Source organism: Streptomyces sp. NPDC088246 (assembly GCF_044741025.1).
Lineage (GTDB): Bacteria > Actinomycetota > Actinomycetes > Streptomycetales > Streptomycetaceae > Streptomyces.
In genome coordinates this window covers 272086-290429 of sequence record NZ_JBIURV010000005.1, presented here as the reverse complement: position 1 = coordinate 290429, position 18344 = coordinate 272086, and the positions used below count along the sequence as shown (strand labels likewise).

The 18344-nt window shown below is 70.0% G+C and carries 17 protein-coding genes and 1 pseudogene; 10 read left to right on the top strand and 8 right to left on the bottom strand.

Annotated features, from left to right (window positions below):
- Nucleotides 1-34: 34 nt before the first annotated feature.
- Together ACIPEK_RS10610 and ACIPEK_RS10605 are read right to left on the bottom strand one after the other, a co-directional pair.
- A complete protein-coding gene (locus tag ACIPEK_RS10610; protein WP_401993367.1) occupies nt 35-1198 on the bottom strand; it encodes a family 2 encapsulin nanocompartment cargo protein polyprenyl transferase in 1164 nt (387 codons plus the stop codon).
- Nucleotides 1199-1220: 22 nt separating this feature from the next.
- Nucleotides 1221-2627 carry a family 2B encapsulin nanocompartment shell protein gene (locus tag ACIPEK_RS10605; protein ID WP_401993364.1) on the bottom strand — a complete coding sequence of 469 codons (1407 nt, stop codon included), beginning with the start codon at nt 2625-2627 and terminating at the stop codon, nt 1221-1223.
- Between the two features lie 178 nt (nt 2628-2805).
- Between ACIPEK_RS10605 and ACIPEK_RS10600 the strand changes: the two genes are divergently transcribed.
- Together ACIPEK_RS10600 and ACIPEK_RS10595 are read left to right on the top strand one after the other, a co-directional pair.
- Nucleotides 2806-3255, top strand: coding sequence for an RrF2 family transcriptional regulator (locus tag ACIPEK_RS10600; protein ID WP_401993361.1), 450 nt, complete (start codon nt 2806-2808; stop codon nt 3253-3255).
- A gap of 95 nt (nt 3256-3350) precedes the next feature.
- Complete coding sequence (locus ACIPEK_RS10595; RefSeq protein ID WP_401993358.1) at nt 3351-4547, top strand: globin domain-containing protein; 1197 nt, start codon at nt 3351-3353, stop codon at nt 4545-4547.
- 399 nt (nt 4548-4946) lie between these two features.
- Here ACIPEK_RS10595 and ACIPEK_RS10590 read toward each other — a convergent pair whose 3' ends face one another.
- The gene (locus tag ACIPEK_RS10590; RefSeq protein WP_401993355.1) at nt 4947-5171 is read right to left on the bottom strand and encodes a hypothetical protein; all 225 of its coding nucleotides are present in this window, start codon (nt 5169-5171) and stop codon (nt 4947-4949) included.
- A gap of 356 nt (nt 5172-5527) precedes the next feature.
- Here ACIPEK_RS10590 and ACIPEK_RS10585 point away from each other — a divergent pair, with 356 nt between their 5' ends.
- Complete coding sequence (locus ACIPEK_RS10585) at nt 5528-6259, top strand: XRE family transcriptional regulator (protein WP_327273000.1); 732 nt, start codon at nt 5528-5530, stop codon at nt 6257-6259.
- Between the two features lie 34 nt (nt 6260-6293).
- On the top strand, nt 6294-7229 hold the full coding sequence (locus ACIPEK_RS10580) for a 1-aminocyclopropane-1-carboxylate deaminase/D-cysteine desulfhydrase (protein ID WP_401993351.1): 936 nt from the start codon (nt 6294-6296) through the stop codon (nt 7227-7229).
- A 21-nt stretch (nt 7230-7250) separates the two neighbouring features.
- Here the strand turns inward: ACIPEK_RS10580 and ACIPEK_RS10575 are convergent, their stop codons facing one another.
- Nucleotides 7251-8855, bottom strand: a complete 1605-nt coding sequence (locus ACIPEK_RS10575) for a Na+/H+ antiporter (protein WP_401993348.1) — start codon at nt 8853-8855, stop codon at nt 7251-7253.
- 35 nt (nt 8856-8890) lie between these two features.
- Here ACIPEK_RS10575 and ACIPEK_RS10570 point away from each other — a divergent pair, with 35 nt between their 5' ends.
- From ACIPEK_RS10570 to ACIPEK_RS10560, 3 genes are all read left to right on the top strand, one after another.
- Nucleotides 8891-9151 carry a UBP-type zinc finger domain-containing protein gene (locus ACIPEK_RS10570; RefSeq protein WP_401993345.1) on the top strand — a complete coding sequence of 87 codons (261 nt, stop codon included), beginning with the start codon at nt 8891-8893 and terminating at the stop codon, nt 9149-9151.
- 231 nt (nt 9152-9382) lie between these two features.
- Nucleotides 9383-9796 carry an anti-sigma regulatory factor gene (locus ACIPEK_RS10565; protein ID WP_073781878.1) on the top strand — a complete coding sequence of 138 codons (414 nt, stop codon included), beginning with the start codon at nt 9383-9385 and terminating at the stop codon, nt 9794-9796.
- Nucleotides 9793-10746 carry an RNA polymerase sigma factor SigF gene (locus tag ACIPEK_RS10560; protein ID WP_401993342.1) on the top strand — a complete coding sequence of 318 codons (954 nt, stop codon included), beginning with the start codon at nt 9793-9795 and terminating at the stop codon, nt 10744-10746. The genes ACIPEK_RS10565 and ACIPEK_RS10560 overlap by 4 nt, the downstream gene beginning before the upstream one ends.
- A gap of 158 nt (nt 10747-10904) precedes the next feature.
- On the opposite strand, the gene ACIPEK_RS10555 is transcribed toward ACIPEK_RS10560, so the two are convergent.
- Complete coding sequence (locus ACIPEK_RS10555; protein WP_401993477.1) at nt 10905-11282, bottom strand: hypothetical protein; 378 nt, start codon at nt 11280-11282, stop codon at nt 10905-10907.
- Between the two features lie 239 nt (nt 11283-11521).
- On the opposite strand from ACIPEK_RS10555, the gene ACIPEK_RS10550 reads away from it, so the two are divergent.
- Both ACIPEK_RS10550 and ACIPEK_RS10545 read left to right on the top strand, forming a co-directional pair.
- Nucleotides 11522-12490 carry a diacylglycerol/lipid kinase family protein gene (locus ACIPEK_RS10550; protein ID WP_401993339.1) on the top strand — a complete coding sequence of 323 codons (969 nt, stop codon included), beginning with the start codon at nt 11522-11524 and terminating at the stop codon, nt 12488-12490.
- A gap of 319 nt (nt 12491-12809) precedes the next feature.
- Entirely contained in the window at nt 12810-13067 is a 258-nt protein-coding gene (locus ACIPEK_RS10545; protein ID WP_003953983.1) for a WhiB family transcriptional regulator, read from the top strand.
- 174 nt (nt 13068-13241) lie between these two features.
- On the opposite strand, the gene ACIPEK_RS10540 is transcribed toward ACIPEK_RS10545, so the two are convergent.
- Complete coding sequence (locus ACIPEK_RS10540; RefSeq protein ID WP_401993474.1) at nt 13242-14708, bottom strand: histidine kinase N-terminal domain-containing protein; 1467 nt, start codon at nt 14706-14708, stop codon at nt 13242-13244.
- Between the two features lie 565 nt (nt 14709-15273).
- A pseudogene (locus ACIPEK_RS10535) lies at nt 15274-15621 on the bottom strand (glucosamine-6-phosphate deaminase); the annotation flags it as partial.
- Nucleotides 15622-15692: 71 nt separating this feature from the next.
- On the opposite strand from ACIPEK_RS10535, the gene nagB reads away from it, so the two are divergent.
- Nucleotides 15693-16478: a glucosamine-6-phosphate deaminase gene (gene nagB, locus ACIPEK_RS10530; RefSeq protein WP_389983172.1), complete on the top strand. Its 786-nt coding sequence runs from the start codon at nt 15693-15695 to the stop codon at nt 16476-16478.
- Between the two features lie 320 nt (nt 16479-16798).
- On the opposite strand, the gene ACIPEK_RS10525 is transcribed toward nagB, so the two are convergent.
- On the bottom strand, nt 16799-18340 hold the full coding sequence (locus ACIPEK_RS10525; protein WP_401993335.1) for a glycoside hydrolase family 3 protein: 1542 nt from the start codon (nt 18338-18340) through the stop codon (nt 16799-16801).
- Between the last annotated feature and the right edge of the window lie 4 nt (nt 18341-18344).

Sequence of the window (18344 nt, the reverse complement as noted above, 5' to 3'; positions counted from 1 at the left end):
TCCCGCTCCGCTTACCGCTCCCTGCTTTCCGTGCTCAGTGCGTCCGGCGGGTGACGAACTCCGCCAGGGTCAGGAGATCGCCCGCCGGGGCCAGGTCGGGGACCGCCCGGGACAGGTGGTGGACCGCGCGTGCCATCCGGTCGGCCGCGCAGACCTGCGCCCAGTCCCGGCCGCCGGCCCGGTCGACGGCGTCGGCGGCGCGGCTCACCTCACCGGGTGTATTCATCGGCCCCCGGTAGAGCGCGGCCAGTTCGGCCGCCGCGGGCGTACCGGAGGTCAGCGCGGCGACCACGGGCAGGGACTTCTTGTGGGCGACGAGATCCGCCCCGACCGGCTTTCCGGTCTGCGCCGGGTCCCCCCAGATGCCGATCAGATCGTCGATGAGCTGGAAGGCGAGGCCCGCCTCCCGGCCGAATCCGTCCATCGCGCCGACCGCCCGCTCCCCCGCGCCGGCGTACAGCGCACCCAGTGCGCAGGCGCAGCCGAGCAGGGCTCCCGTCTTGGCGGTGGCCATGGCCAGGCACTCGTCCAGCGAGACTTCGTCCGGACCGCGGTCCTCGAAGGCGCAGTCGGCCTGCTGGCCTGCGCACAGCTCGATGACACAGGTCGAGAGCCTCGCCGAGGCGCGGACCGAGGCCGGGCCGGTGTCCTCGGCGAGCAGCCGTTGGGCGAGGGCGAGCATGGCGTCACCGGCGATGACCGCGTCCGGAATGCCGAAGACCGCCCAGGCCGTGGGCCGGTGCCGACGGGTCCGGTCCTCGTCGATGACGTCGTCGTGCAGCAGGGTGAAGTTGTGGGCCAGCTCCACGGCGACGGCGGCCCGTACCGCCCGTTGCGGGTCGCCGCCCAGCGCCCGGGCGGCGGCGAGGACGAGCGCTGGCCTGATCGCCTTGCCCGCCCGTCCCGTTGACGGGGTGCCGTCGGCCTGCTGCCAGCCGAAGTGGTACATCGCTACGCGGCGGATCGATCCGGGCAAGGAGTCGACGGCGGCGTGCAGTTGGGGATCGACGAGGGTGCGGGTCTGTTCCAGGAGGGCTGTTGCCTCATGGCCCTGCGTTGCGAGGGCGGCCGGGTCGTTGTCACCCGGGGCCCGGGGTTTGGGTGGTTGGGGTGCGTGGTGGGTCTTCACTGGGGCGTCCTCCCGAGGCCGCCCCGGGCGCGGCTGCCCGGTGGCGGAGGTTGACAGGGGCCCGGACATCGCCGTCCGGGCCCCCGATGGGCTACCGCCAGCGGCTGACCTCTACGTTTTCCAGTACGCCGAGGGCGTCCGGTACGAGGATGGCCGCAGAGTAGTAGGCCGTCACCAGGTAGGAGATGATCGCCTGCTCGTCGATGCCCATGAAGCGGACCGACAGGCTGGGCTCGATCTCGTCGGGGATGCCGGTCTGCTGGAGTCCGATGACGCCCTGCTCGGCCTCACCCGTCCTCATGCAGATGATCGACGTGGTCCGGGCGTCGGTGACCGGGATCTTGTTGGACGGGAAGATCGGTACGCCCCGCCAGGCCGGCACATGGTGTCCGCCGACCTCCACGCTCTCCGGCACCAGACCGCGCTTGTTGCATTCACGGCCGAATGCGGCGATGGCCCGCGGATGCGCGAGGAAGAGCTTCGAGCCGCGGCGGCGCGAGAGCAGTTCATCCATGTCGTCGGGGCTGGGCACCCCGTCGTGCGGCTGGAGGCGCTGCCCGTAGTCGCAGTTGTTGAGCAGTCCGAACTCGCGGTTGTTGATCAGCTCGTGCTCCTGGCGCTCGCGCAGCGCCTCGACCGTGAGCCGCAACTGCTGCTCGGTCTGGTTCATCGGCTGGTTGTAGAGGTCGGCGACCCGGCTGTGGACCTTCAGCACGGTCTGGGCGACGCTCAGTTCGTACTCACGCGGCGCCGATTCATAGTCCACGTACGTGTGCGGGACGACGGCTTCGCCGACATGGCCGGCGGAGAGATCGATCTCCGCCTCGCCGTACTTGTTGGTGCGCTGCTGCGGAATGCTGAGCAGTCCGGCGAGATGGGTGCGGAGCGAATCCGCGCGCTCGGCAAGATTCAGCACATCGGCCCGCCTCAGCGTCAGCACCGTGCAGGCGGTGACGGCACGGGCCGTGTACTCCCAGACGGCGTCGCCGTCGATCAGGGCGTGGTCGCCGAAGTATGCCCCGTCGGCATGGACCCCGAGCACCGTCTCGTCCCCGTACGGGCCGGTGCCGACCTTCTCGACCTTGCCGTGCGCCAGCAGGAAGACACGGTCCGCCGCGTCCCCGGCGCCGGCCAGTACCTGGCCGGCGGCGATTTCACGCTGCTCGCACCGCCGGGCCAGCTCGCCGAGCACCTCCTCGTCGTCGAACTCCCGCAGGGCGGGCAGCTCCCCGAGCTCGGCGGGGATGACCGTGACCCGGTCACCGGTCTGCACGAAGGTCACCCGGCCGTCCCCGACCGAGTAGCTCAGCCTGCGGTTCACCCGGTAGGTGCCACCTTGTACCTGCACCCATGGCAGCATCTTCAGCAGCCACCGTGAGGTGATCTCCTGCATCTGCGGAGCGGACTTGGTGGTCGTCGCGAGGTTCCGCGCCGCTGCCGTGCCCAGACTCTGCTGCGGCGGCACCGGCGCGTTCTGAACCTCTTCACCAACGGACATCTGACGTCCTCTCGATCATCGGCTGACCTACGTGCAGAAGCCTTTCAGCACGGAGAGTCGCCGCGCCATTACACAAAAGAGTGTGACTATTCGGGCTTTGGGCTGGGCACGACGCTCAGCGATGCCCACGGGTCTCATTAATTTGCATCCCTGATGCAACTTATCTACCGTGCCCATCATGCGGCTGACGAGATTCACCGACGTGGCGCTGCGCGTACTGATGCGCCTCGCCGTCGTGGAGAACGAGGACCCGCCGACCACCCGGGAGGTGGCGGCGACCATGCAGGTGCCGTACACCCACACCGCGAAGGTCGTCGCCAAGCTCCAGCACCTCGGCCTCGTCGAGGCGCGCCGGGGCCGCGGCGGCGGGCTCAGTCTCACCGGAGCGGGCCGGGCCGCCTCGATCGGCGGACTCGTCCGGAAACTGGAGGGACCCGGCGACGTCGTCGAGTGCGAGGGCGCCACCCCCTGCCCCCTGCGCTCGGCCTGCCGACTGCGCGGCGCCCTGCGCCAGGCGGAGGAGGCCTTCTACGCCTCGCTCGATCCGATCACCGTCGCCGAACTCGTCACCTCTCCCACCGGACCGCTGCTCATCGGCATCAGCAGCGGCCGCCCGGCCGCCGACTGAGCCACCACACACCGCATCACGGGCGCCATCGCCCGGTTTCACACTGCCCAAAAATACGAATCTCAAATACCAATTCAAGAACCCAGGAGTCACCGATGCTCTCCGAGACGTCGACCGCCACCGTCCGTGCCACCCTCCCCGACGTGGGAGCGGCCATCGGAGACATCGCCGATCTCTTCTACCGCAAGCTCTTCGACGCCCACCCCGAGCTGCTGCGTGACCTCTTCAACCGCGGCAACCAGGCGTCCGGTGCCCAGCGCCAGGCTCTCGCGGGCTCCATCGCCGCTTTCGCGACCCAGCTGGTCGAGCACCCGGACACCCGCCCCGACGTGATGCTCAGCCGGATCGCGCACAAGCACGCCTCGCTCGGCGTCACCGCCGCGCAGTACGACATCGTGCACACCCATCTGTTCGCCGCCATCGCCGAGGTGCTCGGCGACGCGGTCACCCCGGAGGTCGCCGCCGCATGGGACGAGGTCTACTGGCTGATGGCGGGCGCCCTGATCTCGATCGAGGAGCGGCTGTACGCACAGCAGGGCGTCGTCGCCGGTGACGTGTGGCGCGAGTGGGAGGTGGCCGCCCGGATCGAGGAGACGGCGGATGTCGCCACCTTCCAGCTCCGCCCGGCAGACGGCGCACCCGCCCCCGCCTTCCGCCCCGGCCAGTACGTCTCCGTACAGGTAGAACTCCCTGACGGGGCCCGCCAGATCCGCCAGTACAGCCTCTCCAGCGCCCCCGGCTCCCCGCTCCGCTCGATCACCGTCAAGCGGGTGCACAGCGGCGGCTCGCCCGACGGCGAGGTCTCCCGTCATCTGCACGCCGAGGTCGGGGCGGGCGACCGGCTGCGGGTCTCCGCCCCGTACGGCGATCTCGTACTCGACTCCGCCGACGCCCCTCTCCTGCTCGCCTCCGCAGGCATCGGCTGCACCCCGATGCTGTCGATGCTGGAACACCTCGCGGCGACCGGACACCGCGCCCCGGTCACCGTCGTGCACGGCGACCGCTCCCCCGTCGAGCACGCGATGCGCACCGACCACGCACTGCTCACCGGCAAACTCCCCGACGCCATCGCCCAGTTCTGGTACGAGAACCCGGAGCCCGGCCACCCCGCCGACCACACCGGCCGGGTCGACCTGAGCGGCCTCGCGATCGCCCCCGGCACCCACGCCTACCTCTGCGGCCCCCTGCCCTTCATGCGCGCCGTACGCACCCAGTTGCTGGCCAAGGGCATCCCGGCGGCGGACATCCACTACGAGGTGTTCGGCCCCGACCTGTGGCTCGCCCAGGGCTGAACCCGGCCCACTGCTCGCGGAATTGACCGGATCGGCTCACACAGGGCCCGAACAACCGGTCCGGGGATGGGCCGGAGACCCTGAGGCCCGGTCAGCGGCGTGGTGATCCACCACACGGCCTCTGGAAAAGGTCGGCGCCCCGCCGAAGCAGCGGAGGAGGGGCGCACGATGCGATCGGCGGCTACTTTCCCTGCGGCTCGGGCAGCGACGCGGCTGGGCGGCTGTCGTTCGGTCGGGACCGGCCGCCAGGCCGCATGCCCGGCCGAGGCGACTTGGCCTCCCGGCGCGCCGAAGGCGCGCCCTTGAGTAAGCAGAGAAAAGTCAAGCCGGTCAGCCTCGGGCCTGCGTTCATCATCAGCCGCTGGCTACCGATGGGCGCTCGGTTCTGCCGGAAGACCGCTACGGCGTCGGCGGCTGACAGCGCCTGAGAGCCTCTGCCAGGCACTCCACCATGTCGGCGGGGAGCGTCCCCAGATGGACGTGGGGCCGCCCCGAGTGAGTCACCACGGGCCGCAGGTGGCCGATCCGGTCGGCACGGAAGCCGCGTGCCGCGAAAGCTGCCTTCAGCGCCTCCGTGGCGTCCTCTGCCACCTTGCGGCCCTCGCGCCACTGCCGCGTCTCCATCCTCCTCGCCCCCTGTGTCATCGCCGGCGTCCCCTCCTCCTGTGAGGGTGGTTACGGATCGCCACGTTCGCGTCCGTCTCGGCCGAGTAGTCGCCTCGCGCCCTGGCCTCCCGCCTCTGCTCAGCCAGGGCCGCGCACACATCGCACCCCTCCGCCGCTCGGGGAGGTTCCGGAGGGAGCTGAAGGTGCACGGGCTTGTCCATCGTCGTCCTGTGTGCCGTCATGGCTGCGATGCTGCTCGCCCCTTGCGGACGTATCTCGCGACGAACCACGGACAGTTGGACCGTTGAGCGCTACGGTTCAAAAAGGCCCAAACGTCGCTGGGGGAAGTCTTGAACGTCGCTCTACGATCGGCTATGGCAGACGCCAAGCTCTCGCCACGGAAACTCGCCGCCCGTATCGGCGTGGCACCCAAGACCGTGGAACGGTGGCTGGCCGATGCCGAGTTGGTACCTCATGCAAGGAACCGTGTCGACGCGTGCCGGGCGCTGAAGGTGGACGAAGAGATGATCTGGCCGAAGGCCGTACAGGAACGCGTGAAGACCGGTCACGACCGCGAGTTGGTACACGCATACCCGTACCGATCGGCCTGCCCGTCGACGGTGTGGGGCGAACTGATCGAAGGTGCCACGACGGACATCTTCCTGGCCGGATACACGAACTACTTCGTGTGGCTGGAGCAACCCGCGTTCGTCGACACACTGCGCAGGAAGATCTCAGAGGGATGCCGGGTGCGCTTCCTGCTAGGTGATCCCGACGGGGAAGTGACCCGCCAGCGTGAGGCCATCGAGGACGTCGCCCTGAGCGTCGCAACGCGCATCCGGATAAGCCTGGAGCACCTGGGACGGCTTGGTCCGCTGGAGGGCCTGGAAACGCGATTCAGCAGCGCCGAGGATGCCGTGAACCACGTGTCCCTGTCCGTGTTCAGGTTCGACCACGACGCACTCGTGACACCCCACCTGGCCCGGCTCGTCGGCCACGACTCGCCTCTCCTGCATCTGCGCCGCCAGGGCGACAGCGGGATGTTCGACAGGTTCGCCGAGCACGCCGAGGAACTGTGGAACCGGGGCGTACCCCGGACGCCGTGAACGCGCGGCCAACGGTCAGAGCGACAATGACAGGGTGAGCCAGCCCGTAAATCTCGCCCTTGCACTCCAGCCCCGGCCGCCCTCCCCCCTGGAAGAAGTCCACGACGACCGATTCGCCCGCCAGGGCGTTCGACTGCTGCTCAAGCGGGACGATCTCATTCACACCACGCTGGACTGGGATACGGCTGCACTTGGACCAGTGGAGCTGTACCCCCCGGGCAACAAATGGCGCAAACTCTCCCCCAACCTGCGGGCCGCCGCCGGGCGCACCGTGCTGACCTTCGGCGGCGCGTACTCCAACCATCTGCGGGCCACCGCCGCCGCCGGGCGGCTGCTCGGCTTCCCCACCATCGGGGTCGTACGCGGTGACGAACTGGCCGGCCGCCCCCTCAACCCCTCGCTCGCCCGCTGCGCCGCCGACGGGATGACCCTGCATTTCGTGGACCGTACGACGTACCGTGCGAAGGCCGATCCAGAGGTCCTGGCGGGGCTGCTGAGCGCCTTCGGTGAATGCTGCGTCATCCCGGAGGGCGGCAGCAACGCCCTGGCTGCACAGGGCTGTGCGGAGCTGGGCCGCGAGCTGCGCGGCCCAGCCGATGTGGTCGCGGTTGCCTGCGGCACCGGCGGCACCCTCGCCGGGCTGGCCGCCGGCCTCGCACCAGGGCAGCGCGCCCTCGGCATCCCGGTGCTGCGCGGCGGCTTCCTCGGCGACGCGGTACGCAAACTGCAGCAGGAGGCGTTCGGCGGGCCCGCCGGGTCGTGGTCCCTGGACGAGCGCTTCCACTTCGGCGGCTACGCCCGTACGCCCCCGCAGCTGCACGCCTTCGCTGACGACTTCGAGCAGCGGCACGGGCTGGCCGTCGAGCGCCTCTATGTCGCCAAACTGCTGTACGCGCTCACCGCGCTGGCCGAGGAGGGCGCGTTCCCCGCGGGAACCACGGTCGCGGCCGTCGTCACGGGCCGGCCGTAGGCGCATCCCACCGGACAGGACCTAAGGCGCTTCCGACTCCTCCCGGTAGGCCGCCGCCTCCTCCAGGTCGAGCCGTCTGAGCAGCGTGCGGAGCATCTCGTCGTCGATCCGCCGCTCGTCCCGCAGACGTACGAAGACCTCGCGCTCGGCTTCGATCATTTCCCCGGCCAGGCGCCGGTACGTGTCGTCCGCCGACTCCCCGGTCACCGGATTGGCCGCACCCAGCCGCTCCCACACCGCGTTGCGGCGGCGCTCCAGGACGGTGCGCAGCCGGTCGGTGAGCGGTCCCGGCAGCCAGTTGCGCCGGTCGGTGAGCAGCTCCTCCAGGCGCGCCTCGGCGGCCGTGGACGCCTCACTCTGCGCCTGCGCCTCGGCCAGGGTCTCCGCCGTCACATCGCGCCCCGGAAGCTTCAGGACGCGCACCAGCAGCGGCAGGCTGAGCCCCTGGACGACGAGGGTGCCGATGACGGTGGTGAAGGTCAGGAACAGCACCAGATTGCGGGCCGGGAAGGCCTGCCCGTCGGTCGCGAGCACGGGGATGGAGAAGGCGATGGCGAGCGAGACGACCCCGCGCATCCCGGCCCAGCCAACAATCAGCGGCGCCGTCCAGTTGGTCCCGGGCTCGCGCTCCCTGATCCGTTTCGACAGCCACCTGGGCAGATACGTCGCCGGGTAGACCCAGATGAAGCGGACCACGACGACGGCGAGGAACACGGCCACCGCGTACCAGAGTGCGTCTGCCACGGCGTACGTGCCGAGCCCCTTCAGCACGAAGGGCAGCTGGAGCCCGATCAGCGCGAAGACCGCGGACTCCAGGATGAACGCGACCATCTTCCAGACGGCCGCCTCCTGGAGCCGGGTCGCGAAGTCGACCTGCCAGGAGCGGTGGCCCAGATAGAGCGCGACGACGACCACGGCGAGCACTCCGGACGCGTGTACGCGTTCGGCCGCCGCGTACGCCACGAAGGGGATCAGCAGCGACAGCGTGTTCTGCAGCAGGGCTTCCTTGAGGTGCGTACGGAGCCAGTGCAGCGGCACCATCAGCGCCAGGCCGACCACGACGCCGCCGACCGCGGCGAGGAGGAATTCGCCGATCCCGGCACCCCAGCTCATGCCCTCGCCGACGGCGGCGGCGAGCGCCACCTTGTAGGCGGTGATCGCGGTGGCGTCGTTCACCAGGGACTCGCCCTGCAGAATCGTCGTGACCCGGCCGGGCAGCCCGACCCGGCGGGCGATCGCGGCGGCCGTGACGGCGTCCGGCGGGGCGACGACCGCGCCGAGCACCAGCGCGGCGGTGAGTGGCAGGTCCGGCACGAGACGGTACGCCAGCCAGCCGACCGCGACGGTCGCGAACAGGACGTAACCGACGGAGAGCAGCGCGACCGGCCGGAGATTGGCCCGCAGATCGAGGTACGAGCTGTCGACGGCCGCCGTATAGAGCAACGGCGGCAGCAGCAGCGGCAGCACGATGTGCGCGTCCAGGGTGTACGTCGGCACCCCGGGCAGATACGAGGCGATCAGCCCCACCGTGACCAGCAACAGGGGGGCCGGCACGGGTGTACGGCGGGCGGCCCCCGCCACGGCCGCACTGGCCGCGACCAATGCCACCAGCGGCAATGCGTCCATTTCACGGTCCTCGCATCCGTCGTAACCTGACAATCATGAGTGATTGCGCGCACGTGTCCGAACTGCCGCGCCCCGAGCCGGCCCCGCTCAGCGAGACCTGCCTCGGGTGCCTCGAGGCGGGCACCCACCCGGTGCAGCTACGGCTCTGTCTGCTCTGCGGTCATGTCGGCTGCTGCGATTCGTCGCCGCTGCAGCACGCCACCACGCACTTCAAGGAGACCGGTCATCCTGTGATGCGGAGCTTCGAGGCGGGCGAAAGCTGGCGCTGGTGCTTCGAGGACGGTTCGATCGTCTGACGCCTGGGTACGTCAAACCGGCGCCGGTTGTTCGGAATTGACCGCCGCAGACCTCTACCCACTGTGTGTACGCATGGGTTTACCATGAGTGACAGTCATGGGCTGGGGGTCCGGCGACACGGCATCATGGATCGCGATAGCGTCGCCGGACCAGAACCGAAGACGTACCGCATGGCTCCGGGGCACCCTTCCCGGATCCTCGAATGAGTTTGTGCCACCTTGGAGGTGAGGGTGTCCCAGATCGCAGGCGAGCCCGGGAATCAGGACTTCGTGGAGGTCCGGCTGCCCGCTGCGGGTGCCTACCTGTCGGTGCTGCGTACGGCAACGGCCGGTCTCGCAGCACGCTTGGACTTCACTCTCGACGAGATCGAGGATCTTCGCATCGCGGTCGACGAGGCCTGCGCGATCCTGCTTCAGCAGGCCGTGCCGGGCTCCGTCCTCAGCTGCGTCTTCCGGCTCATCGAGGATTCTCTCGAGGTGACGGTGTCGGCCCCGACGACGGACGGCCGGGCGCCGGAGCGAGACACCTTCGCATGGACGGTGCTCTCCGCACTGGCCGGAAAGGTCGACTCCTCGGTCGCCGACGACCGTACTGTCAGTATCAGCCTCTACAAACAGCGCGGCGCGGGACCCGGGCCGGCGTGAGCAACGGGAACGGGGACGGTCCTGTGCGGGACGAGACGATCCGACCAGGGGTGGTGCGACCAGCAGGCATCCCGGAACAGCAGGCCCTGCCCCATCCGGAGGACGGGGCGGACGGGCCTGCGGGCCGTACGGTCGCGGTGGAGCAGTCGCAGGCGGAGCAGGCAGGCCAGATGAGCGAGCACGGGCACCACGATCCACACGACCGCAGCGGGGCGCGGGCGCTGTTCATCGAACTGCGCGAGCTTCCCGACGGGTCGGCCGAGAAGGCGGAGCTGCGCAATCAGCTGGTGCGGATGCATCTGCCGCTCGTGGAGCATCTGGCCCGCCGGTTCCGCAATCGCGGCGAGCCGCTGGATGATCTGACCCAGGTCGCCACGATCGGCCTGATCAAGTCGGTGGACCGGTTCGACCCGGACCGCGGCGTCGAGTTCTCGACGTACGCGACCCCCACGGTCGTCGGCGAGATCAAGCGCCACTTCCGTGACAAGGGCTGGGCGGTCCGGGTGCCGCGCCGGCTCCAGGAGCTGCGGCTCTCGCTCACCACGGCGACCGCCGAGCTCTCCCAGCAGCACGGCCGCTCGCCGACGGTGCACGAGCTGGCGGAGCGGCTGGGCATCTCCGAGGAGGAGGTCCTGGAGGGCCTGGAATCGGCCAATGCGTACAGCACGCTCTCGCTGGACGTGCCGGACACGGACGACGAGTCCCCGGCGGTCGCGGACACGCTGGGCTCCGAGGACGAGGCGCTGGAGGGCGTCGAGTACCGGGAGTCGCTCAAGCCGCTGCTGGAGGACCTGCCGCCGCGCGAGAAGCGGATTCTGCTGCTGCGCTTCTTCGGCAACATGACCCAGTCGCAGATCGCACAGGAGGTCGGCATCTCGCAGATGCACGTCTCGCGGCTGCTGGCCCGCACACTGGCGCAGCTGCGCGAGCGGCTGCTCGTCGAGGAGTAGCGCGAAGGGGCGGTCCGGGCGCGGGGGGCCGGCGGAAACCGCCGTGCCCGCGCGGGGCAGCGGCGCCCAGCGGTCGGCTTGTGCGTGCAGCACCTGCGCCCGGGGAGTCGCCGGCACCCGGAGGCCGCCTCACCCGGCCCGGGCATCGGGCATCCGGCTCAGGCGTCCGGCGTGGTGCCCGGTCGGCGGATGCCGAGTGCCTCGACGGTCGTCGGCCTGACCAGCTGGTAGAGCGCCGTCAGGACCACCGCGGCGAGGACGATCCCGGCCGGGATCAGTACGCCGTGGGACCTCAGCAGCGTCCAGGCCACCGGAAGCGCGATGATCTGCGTGATGAGCGCGGGGCCGCGGCTCCAGCTGCGCCGCCGCAGCAGCCCACGGGCGGCGAACAGCGGGATCAGGGCAAGCGCGATCAGCGTCAGACCGCCCATCTCCGCCTGCTGCGGGCTCTCGGGGCGTCCGAGCAGACCCATGACCAGCATGTAGATCCCACCGATGGCCAGCGCCGCCCCTTCCAGGGCGGTGAGTCCGGCCACGAGAGTGATCCTGCTCGGCTTCGCCGGTTCGAGCCTCGGCGAGGGCGACGAGGCGGGCGTGTTCTGCTGAGTACTCACCCTTGCAGGTTGGCATCCCGGCGCCGCGAAAGCGAAGCCGGGGTCGGAATCGGTACGGGAACGGACACCGGCCCGCCCCGCAGCACCCGGACCGTCACCGAGCGTGAAGGTCATGGGGCAGGACTTCAGAGCAATACCACGCGGTAGGTAGTCTGGCCGTCATGCGCGCACTCCTTGTGGTCAATCCAGCTGCTACCACCACCAGTGCGCGGACGCGTGATGTGCTCATCCACGCGCTGGCCAGCGAGATGAAGCTGGAGGCCGTGACCACGGAGTACCGCGGCCACGCCCGGGACCTGGGGCGGCAGGCCGCGGACTCCGGAGAGATCGACCTGGTGGTCGCCCTGGGCGGCGACGGCACGGTCAACGAGGTCGTCAACGGTCTGCTCCACAACGGCCCCGACCTGGACAGCCTGCCGAGTCTCGCGGTGGTTCCCGGTGGCTCCACCAATGTTTTCGCGCGCGCCCTGGGCCTGCCCAACGATGCGGTGGAGGCGACCGGCGCGATCCTGGACGCACTCGCCAACCACACCGAACGTACGGTCGGCCTCGGGCTGGCGGCCGGCACCCCGGGCACCGAGGACGAGTCGGTTCCGGAGCGCTGGTTCACTTTCTGCGCCGGGCTCGGATTCGACGCGGGCGTGGTCGGCCGGGTCGAACAACAACGCGAACGCGGCAAGCGCTCGACGCATGCACTGTATGTACGTCAGGTGATCCGGCAATTCCTGGAGGAGCCGCACCGGCGGCACGGGGCGATGACACTGGAGACGCCCGGACAGGAACCGGTCACCGACCTCGCGCTGTCCATAATTTCCAACACGGCCCCGTGGACGTACCTGGGGAATCGCCCCATGTACGCGTCCCCGAAGGCCACCTTCGACACCGGTCTGGACGTGCTCGGACTGAAGCGGCTCTCCACCACGGCGGTCGCCCGCTACGGCACCCAGCTGCTCACTTCGAGCCCGGAGAAGGGCCCGTCCGGCAAGCACGCCGTTTCACTCCATGACCTCACGGACTTCACCTTGCATTCAAAGGTGCCACTGCCCTTCCAGATGGACGGCGACCACCTGGGAGTGCGTACCAGTGTGACGTTCACAGGCGTACGCCGTGCACTGCGTGTGATTGTGTGAGTGGAAGGGACCAAAGTCCTTTAACTCGAACGTTTGGGCTGGACTCCACCCCATAGAAGTACGGCTGTGACCTAGTCGACACCGAGGAATCAAAAAAAAGTTTCCAGAAGGGGTTGTATCCGCAGCTGAGGTTTGCGAATCTCTACATGGCGATCGGGACGGCCCGCAACAACGGCCTCCACTGAGAGCCAGAACCCCTCCTCACTTCACAGGACCACAACCAGTTCATCTGGGCGTCGGCCCATCACCTGTGGGGGGATTCGTGAAAGCGTTCACATTCACAAGCAACAGTATGTAATACCAAGGAGAGGTAGCAGCCATGGACTGGCGTCACAACGCCGTTTGTCGTGAGGAAGACCCCGAGCTGTTCTTCCCCATCGGCAACACCGGTCCTGCGCTGCTGCAGATCGAGGAAGCCAAGGCCGTCTGCCGTCGCTGCCCCGTCATGGAGCAGTGCCTGCAGTGGGCGCTCGAGTCCGGCCAGGACTCCGGCGTCTGGGGTGGCCTCAGCGAGGACGAGCGCCGCGCAATGAAGCGCCGTGCCGCTCGCAACCGGGCGCGTAACGCCAGCGCCTGATCCGACGCCACCGCTACGAGCCTCAGCCAGGCGGCGCGTACAGAGCGTACGCACAACCCCGCCCCCCGAGTCGCAGCGCGCAGTACCCCCGAAGCGCATGCATGAACAGTGAGCCCGGACCGTGATCAACGGTCCGGGCTCACTGCTGTGTTCGTGCCTTGCCGACAGCCGGGGCTACCTCTCGGCGCGGACCGGGATGTCGAGGACGACCCGGGTGCCGCGGTCCGGGGCGGGGACCATCCCGAAGGTGCCGCTCAACTCGCCCTCCACCAGCGTCCTCACGATCTGCAGCCCCAGGTTGCCGGCGCGCTGCGGGTCAAATCCCTCGGGCAGTCCGCAGCCGTCGTCCTGGACCGTGATCAGCAGCCGCGTCCCGGCGGAGGAACCGCCGCGTACCGCCGACACCTCCACCGTGCCGGACTCGGCGAGCGTGAAGGCGTGCTCCAGGGCGTTCTGCAGAACCTCGGTGAGCACCATCGCCAGCGGTGTGGCCACTTCGGCGTCGAGAATGCCGAAGCGTCCCGTACGGCGACAGGTGACCTTGCCCGGCGAGATCTCGGCGACCATCGCGATGACCCGGTCGGCGATCTCGTCGAACTCCACCCGCTCGTCCAGATTCTGGGACAGCGTCTCATGAACGATGGCGATCGAACCGACGCGCCGTACCGCCTCGTTGAGCGCCTCGCGGCCCTGGGCGGAGTCCATCCGGCGGGCCTGGAGCCGCAACAGGGCAGCGACGGTCTGGAGGTTGTTCTTCACCCGGTGGTGGATCTCCCGGATGGTGGCATCCTTGGTGATCAACTCCCGTTCGCGGCGGCGCAGTTCGGTGACGTCCCGGAGGAGGACCAGGGAACCGATCCTGACCCCCTTGGGCTTGAGCGGGATCGCCCGGAGCTGGATCACCCCGCCCGCGCACTCGACCTCGAACTCACGGGGCGCGTATCCGCTGGCGAGTTTGACCAGGGCCTCGTCCACCGGACCGCGGGAGGGGGCGAGTTCGGCGGTGATCCCACCCAGGTGCTGGCCGACCAGGTCGGAGGCGAGGCCGAGGCGGTGGTACGCGGAGAGACCGTTGGGGCTGGCGTACTGGACCACTCCGTCGGCATCGAGCCTGATCAGCCCGTCGCCGACGCGCGGCGATGCGTCCATGTCGACCTGCTGGCCGGGGAACGGGAAGGACCCGGCGGCGATCATCTGGGCCAGATCGGAGGCCGACTGGAGGTAGGTGAGCTCCAGCCGGGACGGTGTACGGACGGTCAGGAGGTTGGTGTTGCGGGCGATGACTCCGAGGACCCGGCCCTCACGGCGTACGGGGATCGACTCGACCCGTACCGGCACCTCCTCGCGCCACTCCGGGTCGCCCTCGCGCACGATCCGGCCCTCGTCCAGCGCCGCGTCGAGCAGTGGGCGGCGGCCGCGCGGCACCAAGTGGCCGACCATGTCGTCCTGGTAGGAGGTGGGACCGGTGTTGGGCCGCATCTGGGCCACGGACACATAGCGGGTGCCGTCGCGGGTGGGAACCCACAGCACGAGGTCGGCGAAGGAAAGATCGGAGAGCAGCTGCCACTCCGAGACCAGCAGATGCAGCCACTCCAGGTCGGTTTCACTGAGTGCTGTGTGCTGGCGGACGAGGTCGTTCATGGAGGGCACGTGTGCGAGCGTACCCGCGGACGGGCAATGGTTCCGAACCGAACGACCCGGCCGTACGTGTAAGCGTAGGGGGCCCGGAAAATTGCGGCCGTCCGACGGATGGACACGGGCGAATGGTCTAGTCCACAATGCTCCATACAGAGCTTCCGCTCTCCCCGCACAGGAGAGTGGATCGAGGTACCCGCGCTCTCTGCCCTGACTGCGCAGGCACCTCTCCCCGGCCGGGGGCACCGCACACCGCCGGCCGAGCAACTCCGGGCTGCGGTGCCGGACGGGCTGAGGGTCCCGTCCCGGCGCCGCGGCCCGCGGGTGTTCTGCGGCCGTCGCCCGCGCCCGGCCCGTGATCAGCGGGTCTCGGCGACCTCAGAGCCTGTCGGGTGCCCTCCGACCGGGCGGCCACGCCCTGGCACGCAGGCTTCCCGCGTTGTCGTCAGTCACCGACTCCCCCATAGCTGAAGGCATGGAGGGACCCCCTTCGCGTCGACTCCCTCCTCCGCCTTGGAATCGCACGCACCAGACCGCGTCCGCTATCCGATCGGAGGTCACCCGACAGGCTCTCAGCCGGCGCGCGCGGCGCGTCCTGGTCCTGACCGCGGGCGATCGTCGCCTCGTACGCCAGCATCTGCAGCGGCAGGACCTCCAGGATCGGCCGTACCTCTTCGGCACCCCCCGCCGTCGGCAGCACGACGCCCACTGACGCCGCCTCCACCTGGGCCTTCGGGCTGACCGCGAACAGGTCCGCACCACGGCCTCACAGGCGGTCCAGGACGGACTGGAGGGCTTGGCCGCCCCGGCCGTCCGTGACGACCGCGATCACCGGGGAGATGTTGTCGACCATGGCGAGCGGGCCGCGCGGCGGATCGGCGCCGGAGCAGGAGAGAGCCGGGATGCAACTGGTCTCCATCCGGCTCTGCTAGATTGGACCCTGATTGGTCTATACCACATGATTCAACTCTTCAGATCGGCAGGCCCCGCGTGGAAGTTGTCATCGTCCCGGACGCCAAGGCAGGCGGCGAACTCATCGCGGAGGCCATCGGCGCGCTGCTGAGCCGCAAGCCCGACGCCCTTCTCGGCGTTGCCACCGGCTCTACCCCGCTGCCCATCTACCAGGCGCTGGCGGCCAAGGTCCGCTCCGGTGCCGTGGACGCCTCGCGCGCCCGCATCTGCCAGCTCGACGAGTACGTCGGGCTGCCGGCGGGCCACCCCGAGTCCTACCGCTCCGTGGTGCTGCGCGAGGTCGTCGAACCGCTCGGCCTGTCCGAGGCGTCCTTCATGGGCCCCGACGGCTCCGCCGAGGACGTCCTGGCCGCCTGCCAGGCATATGACAAGGCGCTCGCCGAGGCCGGCGGGGTGGACCTGCAGCTCCTCGGCATCGGTACCGACGGGCACATCGGCTTCAACGAACCGTGCTCCTCGCTCGCCTCCCGTACCCGGATCAAGACGCTCACCGAGCAGACCCGGATCGACAACGCGCGCTTCTTCGACAACGACATCACGCAGGTGCCGCACCACGTGATCACGCAGGGCATCGGCACCATCCTGGAGTCCCGCCACCCGATCCTGCTCGCCACCGGCGAGGGCAAGGCGGACGCCGTGGCGCAGACGGTCGAAGGGCCGGTGGCCTCGATCGTGCCCGCGTCGGCGCTGCAGTTGCATCCGCATGCGACGGTGGTGGTGGACGAGGCGGCGGCGTCGAAGTTGAGGCTGGCGGACTACTTCCGCGCCACGTATGCGGCGAAGCCGCTGTGGCAGGGTCTTTAGTCGTCCCGGACGCGAGAAGAGGGCCCGGGGCACCCTTGGTGGGTGCCCCGGCCCTCTCGTATGCCGTTACGCGTCCTGCGGACGTGCTTGTCCTCAATCGCCGGACGGACTTGATCCGGCCCTCGCGCCGTGGGGCGGCGTGTCCGGGTGGACGGGGTGTCCTCGAACGCGGGGAGGGCTGGAGTTGCCGGAGCAGCTTGAGTCGCCCGGGCGGCTCGGATGGTTCGTACGGCAACGCCCGTCCATCTGAACGGGCGTTGAGCCGGCCGGGGGTGGGGCAGGGCGTGATGCGGCCCTTCGTGCCGCATCACGCCCTGCTGTCAGGCCTGGCGGCGGTTCGTACCCCTGGCGATGATCTCCGCGGCCGCGAGGCCGCAGACGCGGGCCGCGCCGTGGGTGGCGATGTGCAGGGCGCCCCTGGGGGCCGCTTGCGGGACGCCCATTTCGACCACGACTGTGTCGGGACGCTCCGCCACCAGGGCGTCGAGGGCCTCGGCCATCCAGGCATGGCGGTGGGCGTCGCGGACGACCACGACGATGCGCCGCTCCCCCGCGGCCCGCAGCACCGCGGCGACGGGTGCCTCGGTCTCGCTGCTGTACGTGTCGGTCTCCGTGCCCGGCAGCAGACGGCCCAGCTCCGCGGCGACGCCCCACGGGGTCTCGTCGCCGACCGCGATGTTCGACGCGGAGGTGAACGCGGCAACGTAAGCGGGGTCGGTCAGCGGCTCGGCGGAGCCGGTCACCTTCACCGCGCGGCGGGCGGCGACCAGGCCGATGGCGGAACCGATCCCGGTGCCGGGCGCGGTCCCCCCCTGCGCTGCCGCACCCGGCTGCGAACCGGCTCCCCCGGCCCCCCGTGTCCAGGACGCGAGGGCGCGCACCCGTGCGGCCGCGTCCGCGAGCCGCTCCTCGGCGAGTTCACCGCTGCGCACCGCCGCGACCAGCGCGTCGCGCAGCCGCTGCACCGTGCCGTCGTCCTCCAGGCCGCCACCGACGCACAGGGCGTCGGCTCCCGCGGCGATCGCGAGGACGGAGCCGCGCTCGATGCCGTACGTCCCGGCGATGGCCTGCATCTCCACGGCGTCGGTGACGATCAGGCCGTCGTACCCCAGCTCCTCGCGCAGCAGACCGGTGAGGATCTGCGGGCTCACCGTCGCGGGGCGGTCCGGGTCGAGGGCGGGCAGCAGAATGTGCGCACTCATCACGCACTTGGAACCCGCGGCGATGGCCGCCCGGAAGGGCACCAGTTCACGGGCGTGCAGCGTCTCCAGGTCCACGTCGATGCGCGGCATCGCGTGGTGCGAGTCGATCGCGGTGTCGCCGTGCCCGGGGAAGTGCTTGGTGCAGGCGGCGACTCCGGCGGCCTGGAGGCCCTCGATGTACGCGGCGGTGTGCCGGGCCACGAGCTCGGTGTCGGCGCCGAAGGACCGCACGCCGATGATCGGGTTATCCGGGTTGGAGTTGACGTCCGCGGACGGCGCCCAGTTGAGGTTGACGCCGCACTCGGCGAGCCGGCGGCCCAGCTCCTGGGCGACCGCGCGGGTCAGCGCCACGTCGTCGACCTGGCCGAGCGCGAGGTTGCCGGGGAAGGAGGAGCCGGTACGCACCTCGAGGCGGGTGACGTCACCGCCCTCCTCGTCGATCGCGACGAGAAGGTCGTCGCGCTCGGCCCGGAGCCGGGCCGTGAGCGCGGCAACCTGCTCGGCCGTCTGGATGTTGCGGCCGAACAGCGCGACGGAGGCGAGGCCTTCGTCGACCCTGCGCAGCACCCAGTCCGGGGCGGTGGTACCGGTGAAGCCGGGCTGCAGGACGGCGAGAGCGTCGCGGGTGACGGTGTCCGTGGTGGATATCAGGGTGGTCATGGAG

Coding starts and splice junctions, on each gene's coding strand:
- ACIPEK_RS10585 (WP_327273000.1), top strand. CDS start 5,528: ATGGCAGACGCCAAGCTCTCGCCACGGAAACTCGCCGCCCGTATCGGC.
- ACIPEK_RS10590 (WP_401993355.1), bottom strand. CDS start 5,171: ATGGAGACGCGGCAGTGGCGCGAGGGCCGCAAGGTGGCAGAGGACGCC.
- ACIPEK_RS10525 (WP_401993335.1), bottom strand. CDS start 18,340: ATGACCACCCTGATATCCACCACGGACACCGTCACCCGCGACGCTCTC.
- ACIPEK_RS10545 (WP_003953983.1), top strand. CDS start 12,810: ATGGACTGGCGTCACAACGCCGTTTGTCGTGAGGAAGACCCCGAGCTG.
- ACIPEK_RS10595 (WP_401993358.1), top strand. CDS start 3,351: ATGCTCTCCGAGACGTCGACCGCCACCGTCCGTGCCACCCTCCCCGAC.
- ACIPEK_RS10570 (WP_401993345.1), top strand. CDS start 8,891: ATGAGTGATTGCGCGCACGTGTCCGAACTGCCGCGCCCCGAGCCGGCC.
- ACIPEK_RS10575 (WP_401993348.1), bottom strand. CDS start 8,855: ATGGACGCATTGCCGCTGGTGGCATTGGTCGCGGCCAGTGCGGCCGTG.
- ACIPEK_RS10540 (WP_401993474.1), bottom strand. CDS start 14,708: ATGAACGACCTCGTCCGCCAGCACACAGCACTCAGTGAAACCGACCTG.
- ACIPEK_RS10605 (WP_401993364.1), bottom strand. CDS start 2,627: ATGTCCGTTGGTGAAGAGGTTCAGAACGCGCCGGTGCCGCCGCAGCAG.
- ACIPEK_RS10610 (WP_401993367.1), bottom strand. CDS start 1,198: ATGTCCGGGCCCCTGTCAACCTCCGCCACCGGGCAGCCGCGCCCGGGG.
- ACIPEK_RS10600 (WP_401993361.1), top strand. CDS start 2,806: ATGCGGCTGACGAGATTCACCGACGTGGCGCTGCGCGTACTGATGCGC.
- ACIPEK_RS10550 (WP_401993339.1), top strand. CDS start 11,522: ATGCGCGCACTCCTTGTGGTCAATCCAGCTGCTACCACCACCAGTGCG.